Source organism: Pseudomonas sp. M2 (assembly GCF_015751845.1).
Lineage (GTDB): Bacteria > Pseudomonadota > Gammaproteobacteria > Pseudomonadales > Pseudomonadaceae > Aquipseudomonas > Aquipseudomonas putida_E.
On record NZ_JADOUD010000001.1, the window covers coordinates 4,667,671 to 4,688,056 of the forward strand.

Annotated in this window: 19 protein-coding genes; 7 read left to right on the forward strand and 12 right to left on the reverse strand. The window is 62.6% G+C overall.

The annotated features are described in order from the left end of the window. Positions 1-67 precede the first annotated feature (67 nt). The 3 genes from yghU to lpxO form a co-directional block, all read right to left on the reverse strand. Entirely contained in the window at positions 68-907 is an 840-nt protein-coding gene (gene yghU, locus IWW33_RS21735; RefSeq protein ID WP_046785783.1) for a glutathione-dependent disulfide-bond oxidoreductase, read from the reverse strand. 113 nt (positions 908-1,020) lie between these two features. Further along, a complete protein-coding gene (locus IWW33_RS21740) occupies positions 1,021-1,590 on the reverse strand; it encodes an N-acetyltransferase (RefSeq protein WP_115274496.1) in 570 nt (189 codons plus the stop codon). A gap of 24 nt (positions 1,591-1,614) precedes the next feature. Further along, complete coding sequence (gene lpxO / locus IWW33_RS21745) at positions 1,615-2,514, reverse strand: lipid A hydroxylase LpxO (RefSeq protein WP_046785785.1); 900 nt, start codon at positions 2,512-2,514, stop codon at positions 1,615-1,617. A 169-nt stretch (positions 2,515-2,683) separates the two neighbouring features. On the opposite strand from lpxO, the gene thpR reads away from it, so the two are divergent. Continuing rightward, on the forward strand, positions 2,684-3,229 hold the full coding sequence (gene thpR / locus IWW33_RS21750) for an RNA 2',3'-cyclic phosphodiesterase (protein WP_119687268.1): 546 nt from the start codon (positions 2,684-2,686) through the stop codon (positions 3,227-3,229). 67 nt (positions 3,230-3,296) lie between these two features. Here the strand turns inward: thpR and IWW33_RS21755 are convergent, their stop codons facing one another. Beyond that, entirely contained in the window at positions 3,297-4,202 is a 906-nt protein-coding gene (locus tag IWW33_RS21755; RefSeq protein WP_119687267.1) for an AraC family transcriptional regulator, read from the reverse strand. Between the two features lie 181 nt (positions 4,203-4,383). Between IWW33_RS21755 and calA the strand changes: the two genes are divergently transcribed. Beyond that, positions 4,384-5,436 carry a vanillin reductase gene (gene calA, locus IWW33_RS21760; protein ID WP_125923797.1) on the forward strand — a complete coding sequence of 351 codons (1,053 nt, stop codon included), beginning with the start codon at positions 4,384-4,386 and terminating at the stop codon, positions 5,434-5,436. 221 nt (positions 5,437-5,657) lie between these two features. Further along, positions 5,658-6,857, forward strand: coding sequence for a sugar transporter (locus tag IWW33_RS21765; protein ID WP_046785789.1), 1,200 nt, complete (start codon positions 5,658-5,660; stop codon positions 6,855-6,857). 61 nt (positions 6,858-6,918) lie between these two features. On the opposite strand, the gene IWW33_RS21770 is transcribed toward IWW33_RS21765, so the two are convergent. The 3 genes from IWW33_RS21770 to IWW33_RS21780 all read right to left on the reverse strand — a co-directional run bounded on the left by IWW33_RS21770 (position 6,919) and on the right by IWW33_RS21780 (position 9,357). Beyond that, a complete protein-coding gene (locus tag IWW33_RS21770) occupies positions 6,919-7,503 on the reverse strand; it encodes a LysE family translocator (protein WP_115274500.1) in 585 nt (194 codons plus the stop codon). 50 nt (positions 7,504-7,553) lie between these two features. Then, positions 7,554-8,384 carry an AraC family transcriptional regulator gene (locus IWW33_RS21775; protein WP_174141861.1) on the reverse strand — a complete coding sequence of 277 codons (831 nt, stop codon included), beginning with the start codon at positions 8,382-8,384 and terminating at the stop codon, positions 7,554-7,556. A gap of 82 nt (positions 8,385-8,466) precedes the next feature. Next, positions 8,467-9,357, reverse strand: a complete 891-nt coding sequence (locus IWW33_RS21780; RefSeq protein ID WP_119687264.1) for a LysR family transcriptional regulator — start codon at positions 9,355-9,357, stop codon at positions 8,467-8,469. Between the two features lie 103 nt (positions 9,358-9,460). Here IWW33_RS21780 and nfsB point away from each other — a divergent pair, with 103 nt between their 5' ends. Beyond that, positions 9,461-10,114 carry an oxygen-insensitive NAD(P)H nitroreductase gene (gene nfsB / locus IWW33_RS21785; RefSeq protein ID WP_174141862.1) on the forward strand — a complete coding sequence of 218 codons (654 nt, stop codon included), beginning with the start codon at positions 9,461-9,463 and terminating at the stop codon, positions 10,112-10,114. A 77-nt stretch (positions 10,115-10,191) separates the two neighbouring features. On the opposite strand, the gene IWW33_RS21790 is transcribed toward nfsB, so the two are convergent. Further along, entirely contained in the window at positions 10,192-11,346 is a 1,155-nt protein-coding gene (locus tag IWW33_RS21790) for an aminotransferase class V-fold PLP-dependent enzyme (RefSeq protein WP_174141863.1), read from the reverse strand. A gap of 165 nt (positions 11,347-11,511) precedes the next feature. Further along, the gene (locus IWW33_RS21795) at positions 11,512-12,438 is read right to left on the reverse strand and encodes a LysR family transcriptional regulator (RefSeq protein ID WP_174141864.1); all 927 of its coding nucleotides are present in this window, start codon (positions 12,436-12,438) and stop codon (positions 11,512-11,514) included. Between the two features lie 139 nt (positions 12,439-12,577). On the opposite strand from IWW33_RS21795, the gene IWW33_RS21800 reads away from it, so the two are divergent. From IWW33_RS21800 to IWW33_RS21810, 3 genes are all read left to right on the forward strand, one after another. Then, entirely contained in the window at positions 12,578-13,807 is a 1,230-nt protein-coding gene (locus IWW33_RS21800) for an acyl-CoA dehydrogenase (protein WP_174141865.1), read from the forward strand. A 148-nt stretch (positions 13,808-13,955) separates the two neighbouring features. Then, a complete protein-coding gene (locus IWW33_RS21805; protein WP_115274506.1) occupies positions 13,956-15,359 on the forward strand; it encodes a PAAR domain-containing protein in 1,404 nt (467 codons plus the stop codon). Beyond that, positions 15,346-15,747, forward strand: a complete 402-nt coding sequence (locus IWW33_RS21810; protein ID WP_115274507.1) for a hypothetical protein — start codon at positions 15,346-15,348, stop codon at positions 15,745-15,747. The genes IWW33_RS21805 and IWW33_RS21810 overlap by 14 nt, the downstream gene beginning before the upstream one ends. A gap of 47 nt (positions 15,748-15,794) precedes the next feature. Here the strand turns inward: IWW33_RS21810 and IWW33_RS21815 are convergent, their stop codons facing one another. From IWW33_RS21815 to mrdA, 3 genes are all read right to left on the reverse strand, one after another. Next, positions 15,795-16,859 carry a TerC family protein gene (locus IWW33_RS21815; protein ID WP_119687262.1) on the reverse strand — a complete coding sequence of 355 codons (1,065 nt, stop codon included), beginning with the start codon at positions 16,857-16,859 and terminating at the stop codon, positions 15,795-15,797. 172 nt (positions 16,860-17,031) lie between these two features. Next, the gene (locus tag IWW33_RS21820) at positions 17,032-18,339 is read right to left on the reverse strand and encodes a phosphate ABC transporter substrate-binding/OmpA family protein (RefSeq protein WP_174141866.1); all 1,308 of its coding nucleotides are present in this window, start codon (positions 18,337-18,339) and stop codon (positions 17,032-17,034) included. A 98-nt stretch (positions 18,340-18,437) separates the two neighbouring features. Further along, positions 18,438-20,330: a penicillin-binding protein 2 gene (mrdA, locus tag IWW33_RS21825; RefSeq protein ID WP_115274510.1), complete on the reverse strand. Its 1,893-nt coding sequence runs from the start codon at positions 20,328-20,330 to the stop codon at positions 18,438-18,440. Positions 20,331-20,386 lie beyond the last annotated feature (56 nt).

Here is a 20,386-nt window from a genome sequence, read left to right on the forward strand (position 1 = left end):
GGGGCATTGTCTGGCCCTGCGGCTGCCGGCTTGCTGGGCAAAGGGCCGCTTGGCGGCCCATACGCGCTTAATCCAGATCTGCCGCCCAATGGCGCTCGGGCACCTGGCTGGCTTCATCTCCCCAGGTGCGGTTGACCCGGGTGCCCCGCTGCACGGCCGGCCGCTGCGCGATTTCTTCGGCCCAGCGCTGCACCTGCGGGTATTCATGCACGGCAAGGAACTCTGCTGCGCCATACAGGTTGCCGCGCACCAGTTGGCCATACCACGGCCATACGGCGATATCGGCAATGCTGTACTCATCGCCACCCAGGTAGCGGCTTTGCGCAAGGCGCCGCTCAAGCACATCCAGCTGGCGCTTGGCTTCCATGGTGAACCGGTTGATGGCGTATTCGAACTTTTCCGGGGCATACACGTAGAAGTGGCCAAAGCCCCCACCCAGATAAGGCGCCGAACCCATCTGCCAGAACAGCCAGTTCAGGGTTTCGGTACGCGCGGCCGCACCGGTGGGCAGGAAGGCTGCGAATTTCTCGGCCAGGTACAGCAGGATCGAACCCGATTCGAATACCCGAACCGGTGGCTCGACGCTGCGATCGAGCAGGGCGGGGATCTTCGAGTTGGGGTTGACCTCAACGAACCCGCTGGAGAATTGGTCGCCTTCGCCGATGCGGATCAACCAGGCGTCGTACTCGGCGCCGCTGTGGCCCAGGGCCAGCAGTTCTTCAAGAAGGATGGTGACTTTCACGCCGTTGGGGGTTGCCAGCGAGTACAGCTGCAACGGGTGCTTGCCAACAGGCAGCGCCTTGTCGTGGGTAGGGCCGGCGATCGGGCGGTTGATACTGGCGAACTGGCCGCCAGAGGCTGACTCATTGCGCCAGACCTTGGGCGGAACATAGGGGGACTTGCTCATGCAGGGGCTCCTTGAGTGGCGCAGACGGTCACATACAGGCGTTGACCCGCATCTATGCCACGGGTTCGCAGAAAAGTGCAAATCCGGTGGCGCCGGCCAGGGTATCAACGCGTTTAGCGGCCACGCCGCCGCGACACGCGCGCCTCGATGTTCTTGCGGCCAATCAGCAGCGGCGGTTTTTCCACTACCGGCTCGTCGGCCAGCCATTTGTACATCACCAGGCAGTCCACCAGGCCCAGGCGGGCGTGGCGGTAAGCCTTGGGCAAGCGGCCGACGGTCTCGAAGCCCAGTTTGTGCCATAGCGCCACGGCCACTTCATTGCTGGCCACCACCGAGTTGAACTGCAGCGCCAGGAAGCCTTCCTGACGCGCCAGTTTCTGTGAGTGTTCGCACATCAGCCTGGCCACGCCGCGACCACGGGCGGCTTCGGCGACCATGTAGCCGCAATTGCCAACATGGGCACCGGGGCCGGCGGCATTGGCCTTGAGGTAGTATGCCCCCAGCAACTCACCGTCCTGCTCGGCCACCAGCGTGTGCAAAGGCAGCTCCAGCCATAGCTGGCGTGCCTGTTCGAAGCTCAGGGCAGGGTCGTAGGCGTAGGTTTCGCGGGCCTGGACAACGGCCTGGAAGGTGGGCCAGAAACGCTCGAAGTCCTCGGGCGTCATGGGGCGGATGTGGATCATGGCGGCAAAAGGCTCCCGGCCTGCTCAGATATAGATGAAGGCCAGCACCAAGGCCGCCACCACCAGCCACTTCTCCAGGTAGTAGCGCATGCGGTTGCGTTTTTTCAGTGCCTTGCCCCGTTCACGAATCTTGTAGATCCGGGTGAACAGGCGGTTGATGCCGCCAGTCTTGTCATTGGCATTGTTCGGCGCTGCCGCGGCAGCCATCACATTGCGGCTGAACCAGCGGTTGAACGCAGTCGCCCAGCGGTATTTCAGCGGGCGCTCGATGTCGCAGAACAGAATGATCCGGTTGTGCTCGGTGGTGTTGGCGGCGTAGTGGATGTAGGTCTCGTCGAACACCACGGCTTCGCCGTCACGCCAGGAATACTTCTCGCCATCCACATCGATGTAGCAGCCATCGTCGTTCGGTGTGTCAAGGCCCAGGTGGTAGCGATAGGAGCCGGCATAAGGGTCGCGGTGGCGCACCAGCTTGGCGCCCGGCGGCAGGGTCGCGAACATGGCTGCCTTGACCGTGCCGATGCCCTGCAGCAACTCGGTGGTGCGCGGGCACAGGTTCATCGCAGACGGGTGGCTTTCGCCGTACCATTTCAGGTAGAAGCGCTTCCAGCCGGTCTTGAAGAAGGAGTTGAAGCCAACGTCGTCGTAATTATCGGACTTCTTGATCTCGCCCACATGCAGCAACTGCTGGGCCTCCTGGCGGATTTCCTGCCAGTGGTCCTTGAGCGGCTGCAGCTCGGGGAACGCTTCTACCGGCAGATAGGGTTTGGCCGGGTGCCTGGAGAACAGGTAAAGGAAGCTGTTGACCGGGGCCAGGAAACTGGAGTGGTCACCCAATTGGCGGGTGAGCTTGTGGCGTACCCGACCGCGCAGATGAACATAGGCGATCGAGAGGGCAAAGATCAGTACGAGTGCAATTTTCATGGACGATTACTTGTCGAAAAATGGCCATGCGCCATGGCATAAGCCCGCCAGCATAAACAATCATGGGGGGAGTTTGTACAGATAGTTTGTACCGAGGTTGGCGAGATTTGCGGCCGACCAAGGTGTAATGGCCGCAGTTTGCGCAAACGTTTAAGGTAAAGGAGCACGCATGGTTCAGGACCCGCGCCGCAGTGGCGCCCCCTTCAAACGGCTGTTTTTCGCCCTGCCGGTAACCGACGCCCAGCAGCGTGCGATAGGCCAGTGGCGGCGTGGCCTCCAGCTGCGTAGTGGCAAACCGGTGCCCAGTGCGAACTTCCACCTGACCCTGATGTTTCTAGGCGATGTGGATGCAGCGCAGGTACCGGCGATTTGCGCTGCGGTGGACAACCTGGCGCGCCCTGATGCACCCCTGCGCCTGCTGCTCGATCAGCTCAAGGTCTGGCCGCGGGCAAACGTGCTGGTGCTCGAGCCGCAGCAGGCCCCGGCTGCGCTGCGCCAGCTGGCCTATGGGCTGCAGCAGGCACTGCTGCCCATGGGCTTTGCCGAGCAGGCCCATGATTACCGGCCACACCTGACCCTGTCACGGGACTTTCGCGGCCAGGCGCCCGAGGCCAGCGTGGCGCCCGACTTCTTCATCGTCGCCCGGTACTTCGCGCTCTACGAGTCGCGCAAAGGCCAGTACCTGCCGCTGGCGCAGTGGCCGTTGACAGCGTGAAGCGGGTTCAGCGCGTATCGATGTCTTGGTCGACGGCCTTGGCTGGGCCCGCTTGTCGCCCGTACAGTCAGGCAGGCAAACTCTGATAGGCCTGCTCATCCCCCGGGCTACGGGCAAACTGGCGTTTGTACTCGCGGCTGAACTGTGAGGTGCTCTGATAGCCCACCCGGTGCGCCGCCTGCGCCACGCCCAGCCCTTCGCCGATCAGCATCTGTTGCGCCTTGAGCAGCCGTAGGCGCTTGAGGTACTGCATCGGCGCCATGTCGGTGCAGCGCTTGAAGTGCTCGTGGAAGGTCGACACGCTCATGTTCGCCCGCGCAGCCAATGCCTCGACGCTCAGCGGCTCGGTGTAGTGTTCACGCAGGTGAGCGAGGGCGGCGCCGATGCGCGCGAAGTGCCCCTGCTGCTCGACCAGCGCCCGCAACACCCCGGCCTGGGGCCCACGCAGTGCGGTGTACAGAACCTCGCGCACCCGCGCCGGCCCGAGCACCTTGGCGTCTATCGGGTCCTGCAGGCAGCGTAACAGCCGCTCGACGCATTCGCGCATGGGCACATCCAGCGCTGCCGAGGTCATCGACTGCGGTGTCTGCGCCTGCACTGCGGGGTCAGGCGCCAACGCCATGCTCTGTACCAGTTCACCCAGCACGCCACGGTCGATGTCCACAGCCACGCCCAGCAACGGCGCTTCGGCGGTGGCGAAGGTTTCGCACATGAACGGCACCGACAGCGCCTGCACCAGGTAATGCCCGGCGCCGTACTCTAGGGTGCGCGGGCCAAGGCGCGCCAGCTTGCTGCCCTGGGCCAGGATCATCAGGCTGGGCTCGTAGATCTGCGGGCTGCTGGCCACGTAATGGTCCCAGCTCAAAACCTGGACCTGTGGCAGATGAGTGGGCACGAAGCCCGGGCGTGTGGCCAGGCTGCGGATCAGGGCGCACAGCGTGGCGTTGGCGTCGACGTGGCGGGTCAGTTGCATGATGGACCATGGGCAGAGAATCAGACACTTGCATCATCTCAGATTTGAGGCTTGGCGCCAGGTGGCTCTGGCCAGGTTCGGAGAATCAGGCATTCACCTCGGAGGATCTGCTGTGGCCGGGGAGGGCGAGGATGCGGAAAATGTATCGACTGAATCGTTTCACTTTCACCTGAGGTCTTGTATGTACACTGCTATCGGTTACGCCGCCCAAACCCCGACCAGCCCCTTGGCACCCATGACCTTCGAGCGTCGCAGCCCGCGCCCGGACGATGTCGCCATCGAGATCCTCTACTGTGGCGTTTGCCACTCCGACATCCATCAGGCCCGCAATGAGTGGGGCATTGCCGTGTACCCGCTGATGCCCGGGCACGAGATCGTCGGCCGCGTCACCGCGGTGGGCGAGAAGGTATCGGCGCACAAGGTCGGTGACCTGGTCGGCGTTGGCTGCATGGTCGATTCCTGCCGCCACTGCGAGGCCTGTGCCAAGGACCTGGAGCAATACTGCCTGGAAGGCCCGACCATGACCTACGCCACCCCGGACCGGGTCGATGGCAGCAATACCATGGGCGGTTACTCCAGCAGCATCGTGGTCAGCGAGCACTTTGTGGTGCGCATCCCGGCCGGGATGGACCTGCCCAGCGCGGCGCCGATTCTCTGCGCCGGTATCACCACCTATTCGCCGCTCAAGCACCATGGCGTCGGCCCTGGCCACAAGGTCGGCATCCTTGGCATGGGCGGCCTGGGGCACATGGGTATCAAGCTGGCCAAGGCGTTGGGCGCTGAAGTGACATTGTTCACCCGCTCGCAGGCCAAGGCCGAGGAAGCCCGTCGCCAAGGCGCCGACCATGTGATCGTGTCCACCGATGCCGAGCAGATGCGCGCCGCTGCCGGCCGCTTCGACTTCCTGCTCGACACCATTCCGGTGCAGCACGACCTGAACCCGTACCTGGAGACGCTGAAGTTCGATGGCGTGCATATCCTGGTGGGCCTGATCGAGCCGATCGACCCGGCGCTGCACGCGGCCAACCTGGTGATGAAGCGCCGAGTGCTGGCCGGCTCGCTGATTGGTGGTATCGCCCAGACCCAGGAAGTGCTGGATTTCTGTGCCGAGCACGATATCCGTTGCGATATCGAGATGCTGGATATCCGCAATATCAACCAGGCTTACGAGCGCATGATCGCCGGTGATGTGAAGTACCGTTTCGTCATCGACATGGCGACGCTGCAGGGCTGACCCATCCCAGCCAAGCATTGCCCCCCAGACCAGATGGGCGATCTGGTCTGGGGGCTGCGCCCATTCCCCTGCGCACGTCTGCGCGTCTGGTTGTGAGGCGCGCTGTTGACGCGTACCATGCCGGCATTCCCTCCAATAACAAACCCGTGCCTCAGCGCGGCCGATACTTGGCCCCTGACGCGCGTCCTTTCGCCTTGCCTGCGGAGAATAGAATTCGCCCCATGAACGGACCTGTCCCCACCAACCTTGCGCCAACCACCGGTGGCGGCAGCTGGCTGAGTGTGATCGCCCTGGCCCTCGCGGCTTTCATCTTCAACACCACTGAGTTCGTCCCGGTGGCGCTGCTCAGCGACATCGGCCGCAGTTTCGACATGAGCACCGCTCAGGTCGGCCTGATGCTGACCATCTATGCCTGGGTGGTGGCCTTGGCCTCGCTGCCGATGATGCTGCTCACGCGCAACATCGAGCGTCGACGCCTGCTGTTGTTCGTGTTTTTGGTGTTCGTGGTCAGCCACCTGCTGTCGTGGCTGTCGCAAAGTTTTGCCATGCTGCTGCTGAGCCGCATCGGCATCGCCCTGGCGCATGCCGTGTTCTGGTCCATCACCGCCTCGCTTGCGGTGCGTGTGGCGCCGCCAGGCCAGCAGGCCAAGGCGTTGGGCTTGCTGGCTACCGGTACGACCCTGGCAATGGTCCTGGGCATCCCGCTGGGGCGCGTGGTGGGCGAGGCGCTGGGCTGGCGGGTCACCTTCCTCAGCATTGCCGGAGTGGCGCTGGCCACCATGCTTTGCCTGATGAAATCGCTGCCGCTGCTGCCCAGCCAGAACTCCGGTTCGCTGCGCAGCTTGCCGATCCTGTTCAAACGCCCTGCACTGGTGATCACGTATGTGCTGGTGACCCTGGTGATCACTGCGCAATTCACGGCGTACAGCTACATTGAGCCGTTTGCCCTGCAGGTGGCACAGATCAGTGGTGAGCGCATCACGTTGTTGCTGCTGCTGTTCGGCGGTGCAGGGGTGTTTGGCTCGGTGCTGTTCAGCCGCTACAGCGACCACTTTCCGCATGGCCTGCTGGTAGGCTCGATCGGCTTGCTGGCGGCTTGCCTGCTGCTGCTGTTGCCGCTGGCGAGCAACTTCTATCTGTTTGCCGGGCTGAGCATGTTCTGGGGAGTCGCGATCCTGAGCTTCAGCCTGTCGCTGCAGTCCAAGACCCTGAAGCTGGCGTCCGATGCCACGGACGTGGCGATGGCGCTGTTCTCGGGCATCTATAACATCGGCATTGGCGGTGGGGCGTTGCTGGGCAGTATCGTCAGCAGCCAGATGGGGGTGGCCTCTGTCGGGTGGGCCGGCGGCAGTGTGGCGGTGGTCGGCTTGCTGCTGGCAATGGCCAGTACCCGGCGCTTTCGCGAGGCCCTGAGTCATTGATTGACGTTACCGGCCCTATCGTCGGCAGTTGCCGACAGGGCCGGTACAGCCCACCTTCAACTCAGCCAAGCAGTGCAGCCCAGGCCGACACCAGCAACATGCCCGCCAACCCCCGGTTGAACCATAGCAACCGCCCCGGCGCCTGCAGCCAGCGCGCACTGCCTACCCCCAACAGTGCCCAAGTTGTCATGCACGGCAGGGCGATCAATAAAAACACCAGTGCCAATTGCCACACCGGCAGCGACGGCGCTGCAAACACGCCGATCACCGCCACAGCCATCATCCACACTTTCGGGTTCACCACTTGCAGCGACGCTGCGCTGAGGGCGTCGAAAGGCTTGGCTGCGCTGACATCCAGGGGCTGCCCCGCGCTGCGCAAAATGCGCCATGCCAGCCAGCTCAACCACAGCACTCCGGTCCAGCTCATCACCTGCTGGGCCAGCGGGTGACGCACCAGCAAGTCACCAAGGCCCAGGCCGACCAGCAACACGACCGCTGCCGCCGCGCCGCAACCCGCCAGGATCGGCGCCACGCTTGCGCGCAGGCCCTGCCGTGCGCCATGGGCAAGGATCAGCAGGTTGGTAGGCCCGGGGCTGATACTGGCGACCAGGGCGAAGAGCATGAACGGCAACAACGAATGCGACATGGTGAACGGCTCCTATTGAACAGGGCACCATGCTCGGCGATCGCTGCGTGTCAGTCTGGAAGGTTTGAGCAGCGGCGCCGGTAGTCCGCTGGGGTGAGCCGGTAGGCACGGCGGAACCAGCGCCCCAGGTGGCTCTGGTCAGCAAAGCCGAGCGCCATGGCCACTTCGGTCGGTGTCTGGCCTTGGGCAAGCAAACGCCGGGCACGGGCCAGGCGCAGCTGGATCAGATAGGCGTGCGGCGCCAGGCCGAATGCGGCCTTGAACGCACGGGTCAGGCGGAAGCGGTCCACGCCGCAGGCCAGTGCCAGGTCGTCCAGGCCGATGTCTTGGTCGAGGTGGGCATGCAGGTAGTCGCGCGCCCGCTGTGCCGTCAGCGGCAGGCGCGGGTCGGGGTTCAAGCGCTTGCGCCAGTGCAGGTGGCCGGTGAGGCAACTGAGCAGGTCATCGGTGGCAGTTTGCCGCACGATGCGCATTTCGCCACCATGCACCGCCTGAAAGGCGAGGGTAGTTGCGCGGGCAAGCTGGCGATCATCGCACAGCGTATCGGCGAAGCTTGGCAGGCTGTCACTGGGCGCCTGCTCGAACAGCACGCGTAGCTCGGCCTCAAGCCATTTTGGCTCCAGGTACAGGGTCGAATAAGTAAAGCCTTCTGCCGTTGGCGCATCGCCGTCGTGAATGTCGCCAGGCTCGAGCAGAAACACCTGCCCGGGTGTGCTGTGATGGCGTGTACGGCGGCAATTGAACTGCTGCACACCCTGCTCGGTGACCCCGACCAGAAAGCTCTCATGCCAGTGCGGGTCGTAGGCGTGGCCAACGAAATGCGCACGCACCGACTCGATGCCGGTGTCGGCGTCTTGCTTGAGGTCGATCCAGTCGGGCATGGCGGCGAGGCTGCAGAGGGTAGGGCAGTTCACCTTAACGCAGAACTCTGCCTGGGTTTAGAACAATTGTGCACAGCCGGCTTCAGTGCGGCTGCTGTGCCGCGAAACGCTCCCGCAGCCACAGGTGCAGCTGCGATACCGCAGGCGACAGCTGTTTGCGGTGTGGGCATACCAAGGTTACCGGGCTCAGCTCGCCCGGGTGTTCCGGCAGCAGCACTTCCAGCTCGCCAGTCGCCACATTGGCGCTGACATCCAACCACGATTTGTAGGCAATGCCCTCGCCGAGCACGGCCCAGCGCCGCACCACATCGGCATCGTCGCTGAACAGCGGGCCGCTCACCTGCACGGTACGGTTGCCCAGCCGCCACTTGTCGTAGGTTCGCCCCTGTTGCAGGTAAAGCAGGCACGCGTGCTGCTGCAAGTCATCCAGCATCTGCGGCCGCCCATGACGCGCCAGGTAGGCCGGCGAGGCCACCAGCACGCGGCGATTCCACGGTGCCAGTGGCAGGGCGATGTAGTTGGCTTCTTCGTTCAGGCCATAACGTATGGCCACGTCCACCGGGTCGCGGAACAGGTCGGCAACGTGGTCGGACAGGTGCAGCCGCAGGGTCAGCTCAGGATGCTCACGGCGAAAATCACTCAACCACGGCAGCAGGATGTTGCGGCCAAGGTCCGAGGGCGCCGACACCTGCAGCACCCCACGCAGGGTGCTGTGCGCGCCGTGCAGGTTATCGCGGCCCTGGCGCAGGCTCTGCAGCACGCTGAGCGCGGTGGGCAGGTACAGCTCACCCTCGGCTGTCAGGCGCAGGCTGCGGGTGGTACGTGCGAACAGGCGCACGTCCAGGTCGCGCTCCAGGCGTTTGATGGCGGCTGCGACCTGCCCGGGCAGCAGGTCTGCCTCGTGGGCAGCGGCGGTGAAACTTCCCAGTACGCTGCTGCGCACGAACAGTTCGAGGTCGGCGATGCGGAGCATTTTCACTCCATGGGTGAAAGTGTTGCTGCATTTTGCCGCTTTTTCTGGTTTGTAGGAAAGATAATATGCGCCACACGTCCCGTTCCGCTTAAGGAGTTGCAACATGGATACCGTTTCTCTGGCCAAGCGCCGCTACACCACCAAGGCGTACGATGCTGCCCGCAAGATCCCTCAGGCCACCATCGACGCCTTGCTCGAGCAGCTGCGCCACAGCCCATCCTCGGTCAATTCGCAGCCATGGCACTTCATCGTGGCCGACAGCGCCGAGGGCAAGGCACGTCTGGCCAAGAGCACGCTGGACGGTTTTGCCTACAACACGTCGAAGATCCTTGATGCTTCCCATGTGATCGTGTTCTGCACCCGCACCGACATGACCGAAGCACACCTGGACGCCGTGCTCGACCAGGAAGCGGCTGACGGACGTTTTCGTGATGATCAGGCCCGTGCCGGCCAGAACCAGAGCCGTCGCCATTATGTGAACCTGCACCGCTACGATCAGAAAGACCTGCAGCACTGGATGGAGAAGCAGACCTACCTGGCCCTGGGTACTGCGTTGCTCGGCGCTGCCGCCCATGGCCTGGACGCAACGCCGATCGAAGGTTTCGACAGCAAGATCATGGATGCCGAACTGGGCCTGCGTGAGCAGGGTTACACCAGTGTGGTGCTGCTGAGCCTGGGTTATCGCAGCGAGTCGGACTTCAATGCCGGGCTGAACAAATCGCGCTTGCCGGTTGCGAAGGTATTTACCTTCCTTTAAGGCAAGCGTCGTCAGTACCGGCCTCTTCGCGGCCCTGCCCGCAAAGAGGCCGGTTCAGCAGGCGGTAAAGCCCGGGTTCACCACAAGGCCGGTGAAGCGCCCGCAACTGTGCGTTCAAACACCTCGATCGCCTTTTCCACCTCGGCTTCGCTGGTAAACCGCCCGATGCTCATGCGCACGCTTTTGCGCGCCTGCGCCTCATCCAGCCCCAACGCCAGCAGCACATGCGACGGCGCGTGGCTCGCCGAATTGCACGCCGAGGTGGTCGACAGCGCCAGCTCACCGGCCAGCGCCATGCTGTTGAAGCCCGGGGCCTCGATACACAGGTTCAAGGTATGCGCAATGCGCTGGTCGGCGCAGCCGTTAAGCTTGACCCCTGGCACTGCCAGCAGCCCCTCGCGCAGCCGCCTGGCAAGCCGCTCGATGCGCTGGTGCTCGCTGTCGCCAGGCTGGCCGGCCAGGGCGAAGGCGCTGCCCATGCCAACGATCTGATGGGTAGGCAGGGTGCCTGAGCGCAGCCCACGCTCATGGCCACCACCGTGAATCTGCGCACGCATCAAGGCACGTGCGCGAGCCCCGACATACAGCGCACCGATGCCTTTTGGCCCATAGACCTTGTGGGCAGAAAACGACATCAAGTCTACCGCCATCGCCCGCAAATCGATGGCCAGCTTGCCCACCGCCTGGGCTGCATCCACGTGCAGCAGGGCGCCATGGGCGCGCACACGTTCGCCAATGGCAGCGAAATCGGTGACGGTGCCCAGTTCGTTGTTGACCGCCATCAGTGACACCAGGCGGGTATCGTCGCGCAGGGCCGCTTGTACGTCATAGGGTTGAATCAGGCCGGCAGCGTCCGGTGCCAGGCGGGTGACTGCCCACCCTTGGCGCTCCAGTTCGCTGACGGTATCGAGCACGGCCTTGTGCTCGAGCTGACTGGTAATCAGGTGGCCTGGCTGGCCCATGCCCTGGGCGATGCCTTTGAGTGCAAGGTTGTTGGACTCGGTGGCGCCCGATGTCCAGACCAGGTCCTGCGCGCTCGCCCCGACGCAGTCGGCCACTTGCTGGCGAGCTTGCTCGACGGCATCGCGGGCGCTCTGGCCGTAGGCGTGACCGGAGGAGGCGGGGTTGCCGAAGTTCACCTGGCGGCCGAGGCAGGTGAGCATGGTTTCGATGACGCGCTCGTCTACCGGTGTGGTGGCGGCGTAGTCGAAATAGAGTGGGGAGCTGGGCATGGCGGTGGGTCCGTCGCTGTCGCCGCGGGTTCGGCGATCCTGACAGCAAGCGTACCCTCGGCGCTGCGAAAATTTTTGCCCTTGATTTCATGATTTAACAGGTTTTGTAGAAAAATATTCTCCAAAGGCGGTTGATCGTAGGCCATTTAGAGGGTGCCGGAGGGGTCACACGGGTTTCGGCGCCCGTTCTTCTTCCGCTACCACCCGTTGGCACAACTCGATGATCTGCTCGCGCATCCAGCGGTTGGCCGGGTCCTGGTCGGTGCTTTCATGCCAGTACAGGTGCGTTTCAAGCGCAGGCACTTCCACCGGCAAGGGCTGGTAGCGCAATTGGTGGCGACGGGCAAACCGTTCTGGCACGGTCATCGCCATGTCGGTCTGTTGCAGCACCTGTGAAGCCATCAGGTAATGTTGCGAGCGCAGGGCGACCTTGCGTTGCACGCCCATTTTGCCTAGCGCCAGATCGACATAACCCAGGCCGTTTCGACGGCTGGAAATATGGATATGGGTCATGCCCAGGTAGCTCTCGACGGTGAGTTTGGCGTCGGCCAGCGGGTGGCCCTGGCGCAGGGCGCAGACGTATCGGTCCTGCATCAGCTTGACATGGCGCACCTGCGGATCTGTGTTCAAGGGTGCGTCGACGGCGAAGTCCAGGCGCCCTGCAGCCAGCTCCTTGGTAGTTTCGCGGCGCTTGCACAGGAAGCTCTCGATCAACACCGCAGGCGCCAGCCGCCGCAGGCGCTGGAACAGCGGGGGCAGGATCACCGCTTCGGTAAGGTCGGTCATGCTGATGCGGAAGGTCTTGTTGGCCTGCTGCGGGTTGAAGATGCGGCTTTCCTGCACCGAGGTGCGCAGCAGCGCCAACGCGTTGCGCACCGGGCCGATGATGTTCTGCGCCATGGGGGTGGGCACCATGCCCTGGGCGGTGCGCACGAACAAAGGGTCGTTGAAGGTTTCGCGCAGGCGCGAGAGAGCGTTTGACACCGCTGGTTGGGTAATACCGACGATCTGCCCGGCGCGGGTCAGGTTGGCTTCGGTGTAGATCGCATCGAAGACGATGAACAGGTTCAGGTCGACCTTGCTGAGGTTCATGGGCGCCGCTCTTTGTTGGAATTATCGGCCGATCATATATCGGTTATGAATGTTTATACACGCAGAAAATAGACTAGGTGGATTGAGCTGCGCTGCTCTAGGCTCTGCCCATGTACTTCGAACCGTGAAGGTAGCCCCGATGGATTTCGCCTATTCACCCAAGGTCCAGGCTCTGCGCGAGCGCGTCACTGCGTTCATGGATGCCCATGTCTATCCCGCTGAACCGGTGTTCGAGCGCCAGGTCGCCGAGGGTGACCGCTGGCAGCCCACCGCAATCATGGAAGAACTCAAGGCCAAGGCCCGCGCCGAGGGCCTGTGGAACCTGTTCCTGCCCGAGTCGCAGTACGGTGCCGGCCTGAGCAACCTGGAATACGCGCCCCTGGCCGAGATCATGGGCCGCTCGCTGCTGGGGCCGGAGCCCTTCAACTGCTCGGCGCCGGACACCGGCAACATGGAAGTGTTGGTGCGCTATGGCAGCGAGGCGCAGAAGCGCCAATGGCTGGAGCCTCTGCTGCGGGGCGAGATTCGCTCGGCTTTTGCCATGACCGAACCGGAGGTGGCCTCCTCGGACGCCACCAACATGGCCGCCACTGCCGTGCGTGACGGTGATGAGTGGGTGATCAACGGCCGCAAGTGGTGGACCTCCGGGGCCTGCGACCCGCGCTGCAAGGTGATGATCTTCATGGGCCTGTCCAATCCTAATGGCCCGCGCCACCAGCAGCACTCGATGGTGCTGGTGCCGACCGACGCAGCGGGGGTGAAGATCGTTCGGCCGTTGCCCGTCTTCGGCTACGACGACGCACCCCATGGCCACGCCGAGGTGTTGTTCGAGAACGTGCGTGTGCCCTACGAAAACGTGATCCTTGGTGAGGGGCGCGGCTTCGAGATCGCTCAGGGGCGCCTGGGCCCAGGCCGTATTCACCACTGCATGCGTTCGGTGGGCATGGCCGAACGGGCGCTGGAGCTGATGTGCAGGCGCTCCGTCGAGCGCACCGCGTTCGGCCGGCCGCTGGCACGGCTGGGCGGCAATGTCGACAAGATCGCTGACTCACGCATGGAAATCGACATGGCGCGGCTGCTGACCCTCAAGGCGGCGTACATGATGGACACGGTCGGCAACAAGGTGGCGCGCAGTGAGATCGCCCAGATCAAGGTGGTGGCGCCGAATGTCGCATTGAAGGTGATCGACCGTGCGATTCAGCTCCATGGTGGGGCAGGGGTGAGTGGGGATTTCCCGCTGGCGTACATGTACGCGATGCAGCGTACCTTGCGCCTGGCTGATGGGCCGGATGAGGTGCACCGGGCGGCGATTGGCAAGTATGAGATCGGCAAGTATGTGCCGGTGGATATGTTGCGTAGCGGGCGGTGAGGGCCCGCTCGACGAACTTTTTCTGGGTGTCTTTGTAAGTAAGGTAAGCGGCAGATGTAGGAAGCGTCTCGTTTTCAGTTTCAGGCACTGGAAGCCCTGTTGCAGGTGTTAGGTTTCGAAACCTCACCAATGCACAGGGAACTTGCCAATGCGTTTCAACCTGGATGGGAAAGGCCAGGCGGTAGATGGGGACACCACTACCACTGGCGCTGTTTGTATCGCTACCGGGGCCAGGTCTTTGACTAATGGGCGCATGGTCCTCAGGGTGGGAGACAGCACAACACCCTGCCCCCTCTGCGGCGAGGCAGGGACCGTCGCCGAAGGTGTGTGGCATTTCATTTCCGACGGTCGTGCCGTGGCCATGGATGGCGCACGGGTCAATTGCGGCTGCCCGCCCGGTAGCAATCGGGTCGTTGCACCGCTGGGCGAGGCACCCTCAGCCAGGCAGGCATATGCCGCCAATCGCGGGCTTTCCCCCGCAGTATCGCCTGCTGCTTACTCGCAGAGCTTTTCGCAAAGTTTTGCAACTGCAATGCCCGGTTCACTGGAACCAGGTTTCTTTATCGTCCCCCGAAGCATGTCGTTCTCCCAGGTGTTGCTCAAACTGTTCGAGCATGACGCTACGTTGCCGATTTCCCGTCTGCAGCGGCTGAACCCCACGTTCGAACAAGGTTTCAAGGCCGGAGAAATCTTCGTCATCGCAGACCCGGACAATGGTGATGCCTGTACCCGCGAGGAAGCCACACTGATGGCGGCCGCTCAACAGGTGCGGCACGCGTTAGCGGCACTTGATTTTGCGGAGTCGGATTTCATGGTGCAGCACCAGGCTGAGATTGCCGGGTTGCTCAGTAGCGCGAGCCAGTCGATGGGGGTGGGCAAGGACATGCTGGACCAGGGATTGAAACAGGTAAGGAATACTCTGACCCAGATAGAGCAATTGCACCAACGCGAATTTTTGCGACATGGGCATTTGAACAGTCGAGAGTTTTTTGCGTCGCGGCGCCAGTTGTTGCAGCAGTTGGACAATCAACTGAAGGTGGCGTTTCTAAATAAACAGCTGAATCTTGGCAGTTACGAGCGGCTGAAGAAAAGCCTGAATATTTCGACGAAAAGTCTTGTTCATCATTGGTCGAAGGCGGGTGGGGCCGGGCAGATACCGGGGTATGCAACGCATCTGGACAAGGTGGCGAAGCTATCCAAGTATCTCAAGCAAGGTGGCAATGTAGCCATTGGGCTCGGTGCGACATCGTCGTACCTCAACGTGAGGGAGGTCTGCCAAGCCGGGAGCACTGAGGCGTGCAGGAAGGCCCGCTTCGTAGAGTCTGGAAAGTTTGGCGGCGGGGTAGGGGGTGGAATGGCGGCTTCGGCACTGGCGACATGGGCTGCCGGAGCAGTATGTGCTGGATTTGCCGTTGGGACCGGCGGATTAGCGGTGCCACTGTGCGGTGTTTTAGTAGTCGGAGGAAGCGGTTTTGCTGGCGGAAAGTTAGGTGAGTGGGCCGGTGAGGGTATTGGCGAATACATTTTTGAGTCTTCAGATGATGAGTTTTGATGCTTGGCCCGTAGCCGTAAAACTAACATTCTTGATTATGCCGTTTGTGATTTCTCTGGCCGGAATTGCGATGAATGCATATATCACTTTGACGCGCGACTATGATGTTGTTTGCTCTTCCATTACAAGCAATTCATATGTTGAGGCCTTAAAGGTTACTTGGGGTACTTCCAGTTTCAAGTGGCGTTTTTTATTGGTGTGTACGATCGGCAATCTGATCAACTTCCCAGGTTTTGTATTGCGTCGCGGGCAGGTGGATGCTGAGGAGCTAAAAGCATTCCCCGCCGCGCTAAAACGCCGGCTGGCCATATCTGCATGGCTGACCATCATTGGTTTCGGTTGGTTAACAGTTGCAGCGTTAGTGATGAAGTTTTCCAAAATGAATTGATCCGGCTGTCCTGAGTTTATCGAGGAAACTCAGGGGAAAGGGGAAGGTCAGACCCGCAATTGCGGGTCTTCTTCCTTCTTGGCGCTCTTGGTCTGTGCGGATGGGGGCTGTTCCCCTTGCGCTTCATCCATGACCGCTTTCTGCCCACGCGTCTTGATCAGCGACACCACCACCCCACCGAGCAACAACCCGAACGTCACGCCCAGCGACAGCAGTGCTGGCACCTTGCCCACCATGCCGTGGTAGAAGATCTTGCAGCCGATGAAAATCAGCACCAGCGCCAGTGCGTACTTGAGGTAAACGAAGCGGTGCATCAATGCCGACAAGGCAAAGTACAGTGAACGCAAACCGAGAATGGCAAAGATGTTCGAGGTGTAGACGATGAACGGATCCTGCGTGATGGCGAAGATTGCAGGCACGCTGTCGACGGCAAACACCAGGTCGGCCAGCTCGATCAGCACCAGCGCCAGGAACAGCGGTGTGGCATAGCGCAATGCCTTGCTCTCGCCTGGCGGGGTGAGGCGCACGAAGAAGTGTGAACCGTGAATCTGGTCGGTCACGCGCATGTGCCGCCTGACAAACTTGAGCACCGGGTTGTTGGCCAGGTCGGGGTGGCTGTCTTCTTTCGAAAACGCCATTTTTACCCCGGTAAACAGCAGGAATGCCCCGAAGATGTACAGCACCCATTCAAAGTTTTGCACCAGTGTTGCGCCCACGCCGATCATGATCGCACGCAGGAACACCACCCCCAGGATGCCCCAGAACAGCACCCGATGCTGGTAACGACGGGGGATGGCGAAGAAACCGAAAATCATCGCCATGACGAACACGTTGTCCATCGACAAGGACTGTTCGACCAAAAAACCGGTGTAGAACTCAAGCGCCGACTGCGCGCCCAGTTGGTACCAGACCCACGCGCCGAACAGCACGCCCACGCTGAAATAGCCCGAGTACAGCAGCAGGCTTTCGCGCATTTCGATTTCACGTTCTTTGCGGTGCAGCACGCCCAGGTCGAGTACCAGCAGGCCGATGACGATGGCCATGAACACCAGCCACAACCAGGTGCTGGTACCGAGGAATGGTGTTGTGAGAAATGTGTGTAGAGCTGTCATGAGCCCCTCCTTGATTGTCGACGTTGCATGGCAACAGTGATCCGACATGGCGGCGCGGTAGCCGTCAGAGGGGCCCGGTATCACATGGGTTTGAGCCTAGACCCATTTCCCCGTGATGCCGAATGGCGCGCTGTTACAAATTTTTGCCTGAGCCTGTGCGCGGCTGCCTGCCTCAGTACACCCAAACCTCCACCCGGCGGTTACGCAAGCGTCCCTGTTCCAGCTCGTTACCCGCAACCGGCAACTCGTCGCCCATGCCGGTCACCTCCAGCACTTCGACGCCATCGCGCGCCAGCTCACGGCGTACCGCCTGTGCTCGCAGGCGCGAGAGCAGGGCGGCACGGCCCGGTGTTGCCTTGGTGTCGCCAAAGCCGACCAGCACCGCCTTGCTGTGCAGCTTGCCGGCCTGGCGCAGGTAGTCGGCGACGCGCTGTATGTCGCGCAGCGCTTTGTTGTCGAGGCTGGCACTGCCTTCCTGGAAGCGGAAGTTGACGCTCAGGCGCTGGGCCTTCTGCGCCAAGTTGCGGTAGCGCGGCGGCATGTCGACCTGCGCCGGTACAGCCAGGGACTTGACCTGCTGTGAGACGAACCCTTGCTCGGCGACGATGGCCTGGCCGGCAGGGCTTTGGGCGAATTCTGCCAAGGCCCTGGCCTGGGGTTTGGCGTTGGCGGGCAAATAGAAGTACAGCCGGCGTGACAGGGGGTAATCCTCGCTCGCCACCAGCGGGCGGTCCGGCAGCATGGCTGGCGCATCGCCTTCGGCGATCGCCAGCACCTTGGCTCCGTGCACCGCTGCCAGGCTGCTGAACCCGATGGCCTGGCGATCTGTACGTACCCGATCGGCCAACTCATCACTGGATTCGAAACGCTGCGCCTGCTGGGCCAGTTCACTCTGGTGCGGTTCCAGCACCAGTGCCTTGAAGGTCTCGAAGGTACCGGAGCGGTCGTCGCGTGCATAGAGGTGTATCGGGCCGCCTGCCAAGCCCAGTTGCTCCCAATACTGGATCCGCCCCGAGAAGATGTGTGCCAATTGTTCGGTGGTGAGCTGTGGCAGGGGATTATCGGGGTGGACGAACACTGCAACACCATCCAGACCGATCACTTGCTCGGCACCGGCTGCACGCAAGTTACCCAGCGCCTTGAGCTGGCGCACCTCGGCATCGTTGATGGGGCGAGACGCTGCGGCCAGGTCGGCCTCGCCACGGCCAAGCGCGATAAAGCCGGTGCTCGAGCCGTGCGCCGCGATGTCGATACGCAGAGGCTGGCCCTGGGCATCAACGGCGGTTATCACGGTCTCGTTGGCCACAGCGCCTGGCCGTTGCTCGATCGCCGTTGCCTGTTGCGCCCACAAATGCCCCTGCACCAGCGCAGGCAAGAGGGCCGCGCCGATGGTGTTGGAACCTTGCACGCGCAGGTGCACAGGCTCGGCCACGGCCGTCAGGGGGAGCAGGGGAAGCAGCAAGAGCAACAGACGGAGCATGCCGGGCGACCTTTGGCACAGAGTTGCCCGGCAGATTACGACAGTGGCGTGACCGAAATGTGACCATGGGCGTGCCAGCGCTAAGCTGTCGGGCTGCCTCAGGTGTGCGGAGCCTGCTTGAGCACTGCACCACCGGCATACTGCGGTTTCAGGTGCCCTTGGTCATCCAGCAGGTAAGCATCCATCACCTCGCGCACGACCGGCCCGGCCACCCGGCCGCCGGCCTCGCCGTTCTCGATCATCACGGCCACCACCACGCTCGGGTGCTCGGCAGGTGCAAAGCCGACGAACAGGGCGTTGTCGCGGTGGCGCTCCAGGGTCTTGTTGCGGTTGTAGCGCTCCCCCTGCTTGATCGCCACCACCTGCGCGGTGCCGCTCTTGCCGGCGATGCGGTATTGGGCGCCGGCGGCGGCGGCGCGGGCAATGCCGCGCGGGTCGTGCATGACCATCTGCATGCCCTGGCTGACCTGGTCCCAGGCATGCCGGTCGTGCAGCACGATGTCGGGCATCGGGTTCGGGTCCACCGGGGTTTCACCCCCCACGGTCATGGCCAGGTGCGGGCGGTGCCAAACGCCCTTGCTGGCCAGCAGGCTGGTGGCCTGGGCCAGTTGTAGCGGGGTGACCTGCATGTAGCCCTGGCCGATGCCCAGGATCAGCGTTTCGCCGGGGTACCAGGCCTGGCGGCGGGTGGCGCGTTTCCACTGGGCAGACGGCATCAAACCCGAAGCCTCTTCGTTCATGTCCAGCGAGACCTTATGGCCAAGGCCGAATTCGGCCATGTAGTCGTGCAGGCGGTCGATGCCGAGCTTGTGCGCCAGGTCGTAGAAGTAGGTGTCGTTGGAGCGCATGATGGCGGTGTACATGTCTACCCAGCCATCGCCGCTGCGGTTCCAGTTACGGTACTTGTGTTCGTAGTTGGGCAGCTCGTAGTACCCGGGGTCGAACACCCGGCTGCCGGGGGTGATCACGCCACTGTCGAGGCCGGCGATGGCCACTTCCGGCTTGATCGTCGACCCCGGTGCATACAGCCCACGCAGCACGCGGTTGAACAGCGGCCGGTCGATGGAATCGCGCAGGGCCGCGTACTGTTTGAAGCTGATGCCCTTGACGAACAGGTTGGGATCGAAACTGGGGTTGCTGACCATTGCCAGCACGTCGCCGTTGGCCGGGTCGAGCACCACCACCGCCCCACGGCGGTCGCCCAAGGCTTTTTCTGCAGCCACTTGCAGGTGGGCGTCAAGGCTCAGCACAATGTCTTCGCCTGGGGTAGGGGCCTGGTGCTTGAGCACGCGCATCACCCGGCCCTGGGCATTGGTCTCGACCTCCTCGTAGCCGACGTGGCCGTGCAGCTGGCTTTCGTAGAAGTGTTCGATACCGGTCTTGCCGATCGATTGGGTGCCGCGATACTCGGTGCTGTCGAGGGTCTTGGCTTCCCTTTCATTGATGCGCCCGACATAGCCGACCGAATGGGCGAAGTGCTCGGCCAGCGGGTATTCACGGATGAACTGCGGTTCTACATCCAGGCCCGGCAGGCGGAACTGGTTGACCGCTACCAGGGCGATCTGCTCCTCGGTCAGGCCAACCATCAGGGTGACCGGTTCAAACGGCTTGCGTCCACGGCGCAGGTCCTTGTCGAACTGCTTGCGGTCATCCTCGCCCAAGCTCAGGACCTGGGTCAGGGTGTCGAGCACCTTGGCCGAATCGCCGGCGCGCTCACGGGTCATGGTCAGGTCGAAACTGGGCTTGTTGTCAGCCAGCACCACACCGTTGCGGTCGTAGATCAGCCCGCGCTCGGGTGCGATGGGCAGTACGTGTACGCGGTTGTTTTCCGATACCGCGCTTTGCTGGTCGTGTTGCAGCACTTGCAGCACGTAGAGACGGCCGATCAGCACGGCGACCAGGCAGAAGACCAGGGCAGCGCAAGCCAGGAGCCGGCGGTTGACCAGGTGCTTTTCCTTTTCGTGGTCCTTGAGGGGGATCGGTTGGGGCATGGGCGGTGGTGTGTCGGTCGAACGCAAACCTGTGGGAGCCGGCCTGCCGGCGACTA

Excerpts from the sequence above, each read along its gene's own strand:
- yghU (WP_046785783.1), bottom strand. The coding sequence starts at position 907 with ATGAGCAAGTCCCCCTATGTTCCGCCCAAGGTCTGGCGCAATGAGTCA.
- IWW33_RS21740 (WP_115274496.1), bottom strand. The coding sequence starts at position 1,590 with ATGATCCACATCCGCCCCATGACGCCCGAGGACTTCGAGCGTTTCTGG.
- lpxO (WP_046785785.1), bottom strand. The coding sequence starts at position 2,514 with ATGAAAATTGCACTCGTACTGATCTTTGCCCTCTCGATCGCCTATGTT.
- thpR (WP_119687268.1), top strand. The coding sequence starts at position 2,684 with ATGGTTCAGGACCCGCGCCGCAGTGGCGCCCCCTTCAAACGGCTGTTT.
- IWW33_RS21755 (WP_119687267.1), bottom strand. The coding sequence starts at position 4,202 with ATGCAACTGACCCGCCACGTCGACGCCAACGCCACGCTGTGCGCCCTG.
- calA (WP_125923797.1), top strand. The coding sequence starts at position 4,384 with ATGTACACTGCTATCGGTTACGCCGCCCAAACCCCGACCAGCCCCTTG.
- IWW33_RS21765 (WP_046785789.1), top strand. The coding sequence starts at position 5,658 with ATGAACGGACCTGTCCCCACCAACCTTGCGCCAACCACCGGTGGCGGC.
- IWW33_RS21770 (WP_115274500.1), bottom strand. The coding sequence starts at position 7,503 with ATGTCGCATTCGTTGTTGCCGTTCATGCTCTTCGCCCTGGTCGCCAGT.
- IWW33_RS21775 (WP_174141861.1), bottom strand. The coding sequence starts at position 8,384 with ATGCCCGACTGGATCGACCTCAAGCAAGACGCCGACACCGGCATCGAG.
- IWW33_RS21780 (WP_119687264.1), bottom strand. The coding sequence starts at position 9,357 with ATGCTCCGCATCGCCGACCTCGAACTGTTCGTGCGCAGCAGCGTACTG.
- nfsB (WP_174141862.1), top strand. The coding sequence starts at position 9,461 with ATGGATACCGTTTCTCTGGCCAAGCGCCGCTACACCACCAAGGCGTAC.
- IWW33_RS21790 (WP_174141863.1), bottom strand. The coding sequence starts at position 11,346 with ATGCCCAGCTCCCCACTCTATTTCGACTACGCCGCCACCACACCGGTA.
- IWW33_RS21795 (WP_174141864.1), bottom strand. The coding sequence starts at position 12,438 with ATGAACCTCAGCAAGGTCGACCTGAACCTGTTCATCGTCTTCGATGCG.
- IWW33_RS21800 (WP_174141865.1), top strand. The coding sequence starts at position 12,578 with ATGGATTTCGCCTATTCACCCAAGGTCCAGGCTCTGCGCGAGCGCGTC.
- IWW33_RS21805 (WP_115274506.1), top strand. The coding sequence starts at position 13,956 with ATGCGTTTCAACCTGGATGGGAAAGGCCAGGCGGTAGATGGGGACACC.
- IWW33_RS21810 (WP_115274507.1), top strand. The coding sequence starts at position 15,346 with ATGATGAGTTTTGATGCTTGGCCCGTAGCCGTAAAACTAACATTCTTG.
- IWW33_RS21815 (WP_119687262.1), bottom strand. The coding sequence starts at position 16,859 with ATGACAGCTCTACACACATTTCTCACAACACCATTCCTCGGTACCAGC.
- IWW33_RS21820 (WP_174141866.1), bottom strand. The coding sequence starts at position 18,339 with ATGCTCCGTCTGTTGCTCTTGCTGCTTCCCCTGCTCCCCCTGACGGCC.
- mrdA (WP_115274510.1), bottom strand. The coding sequence starts at position 20,330 with ATGCCCCAACCGATCCCCCTCAAGGACCACGAAAAGGAAAAGCACCTG.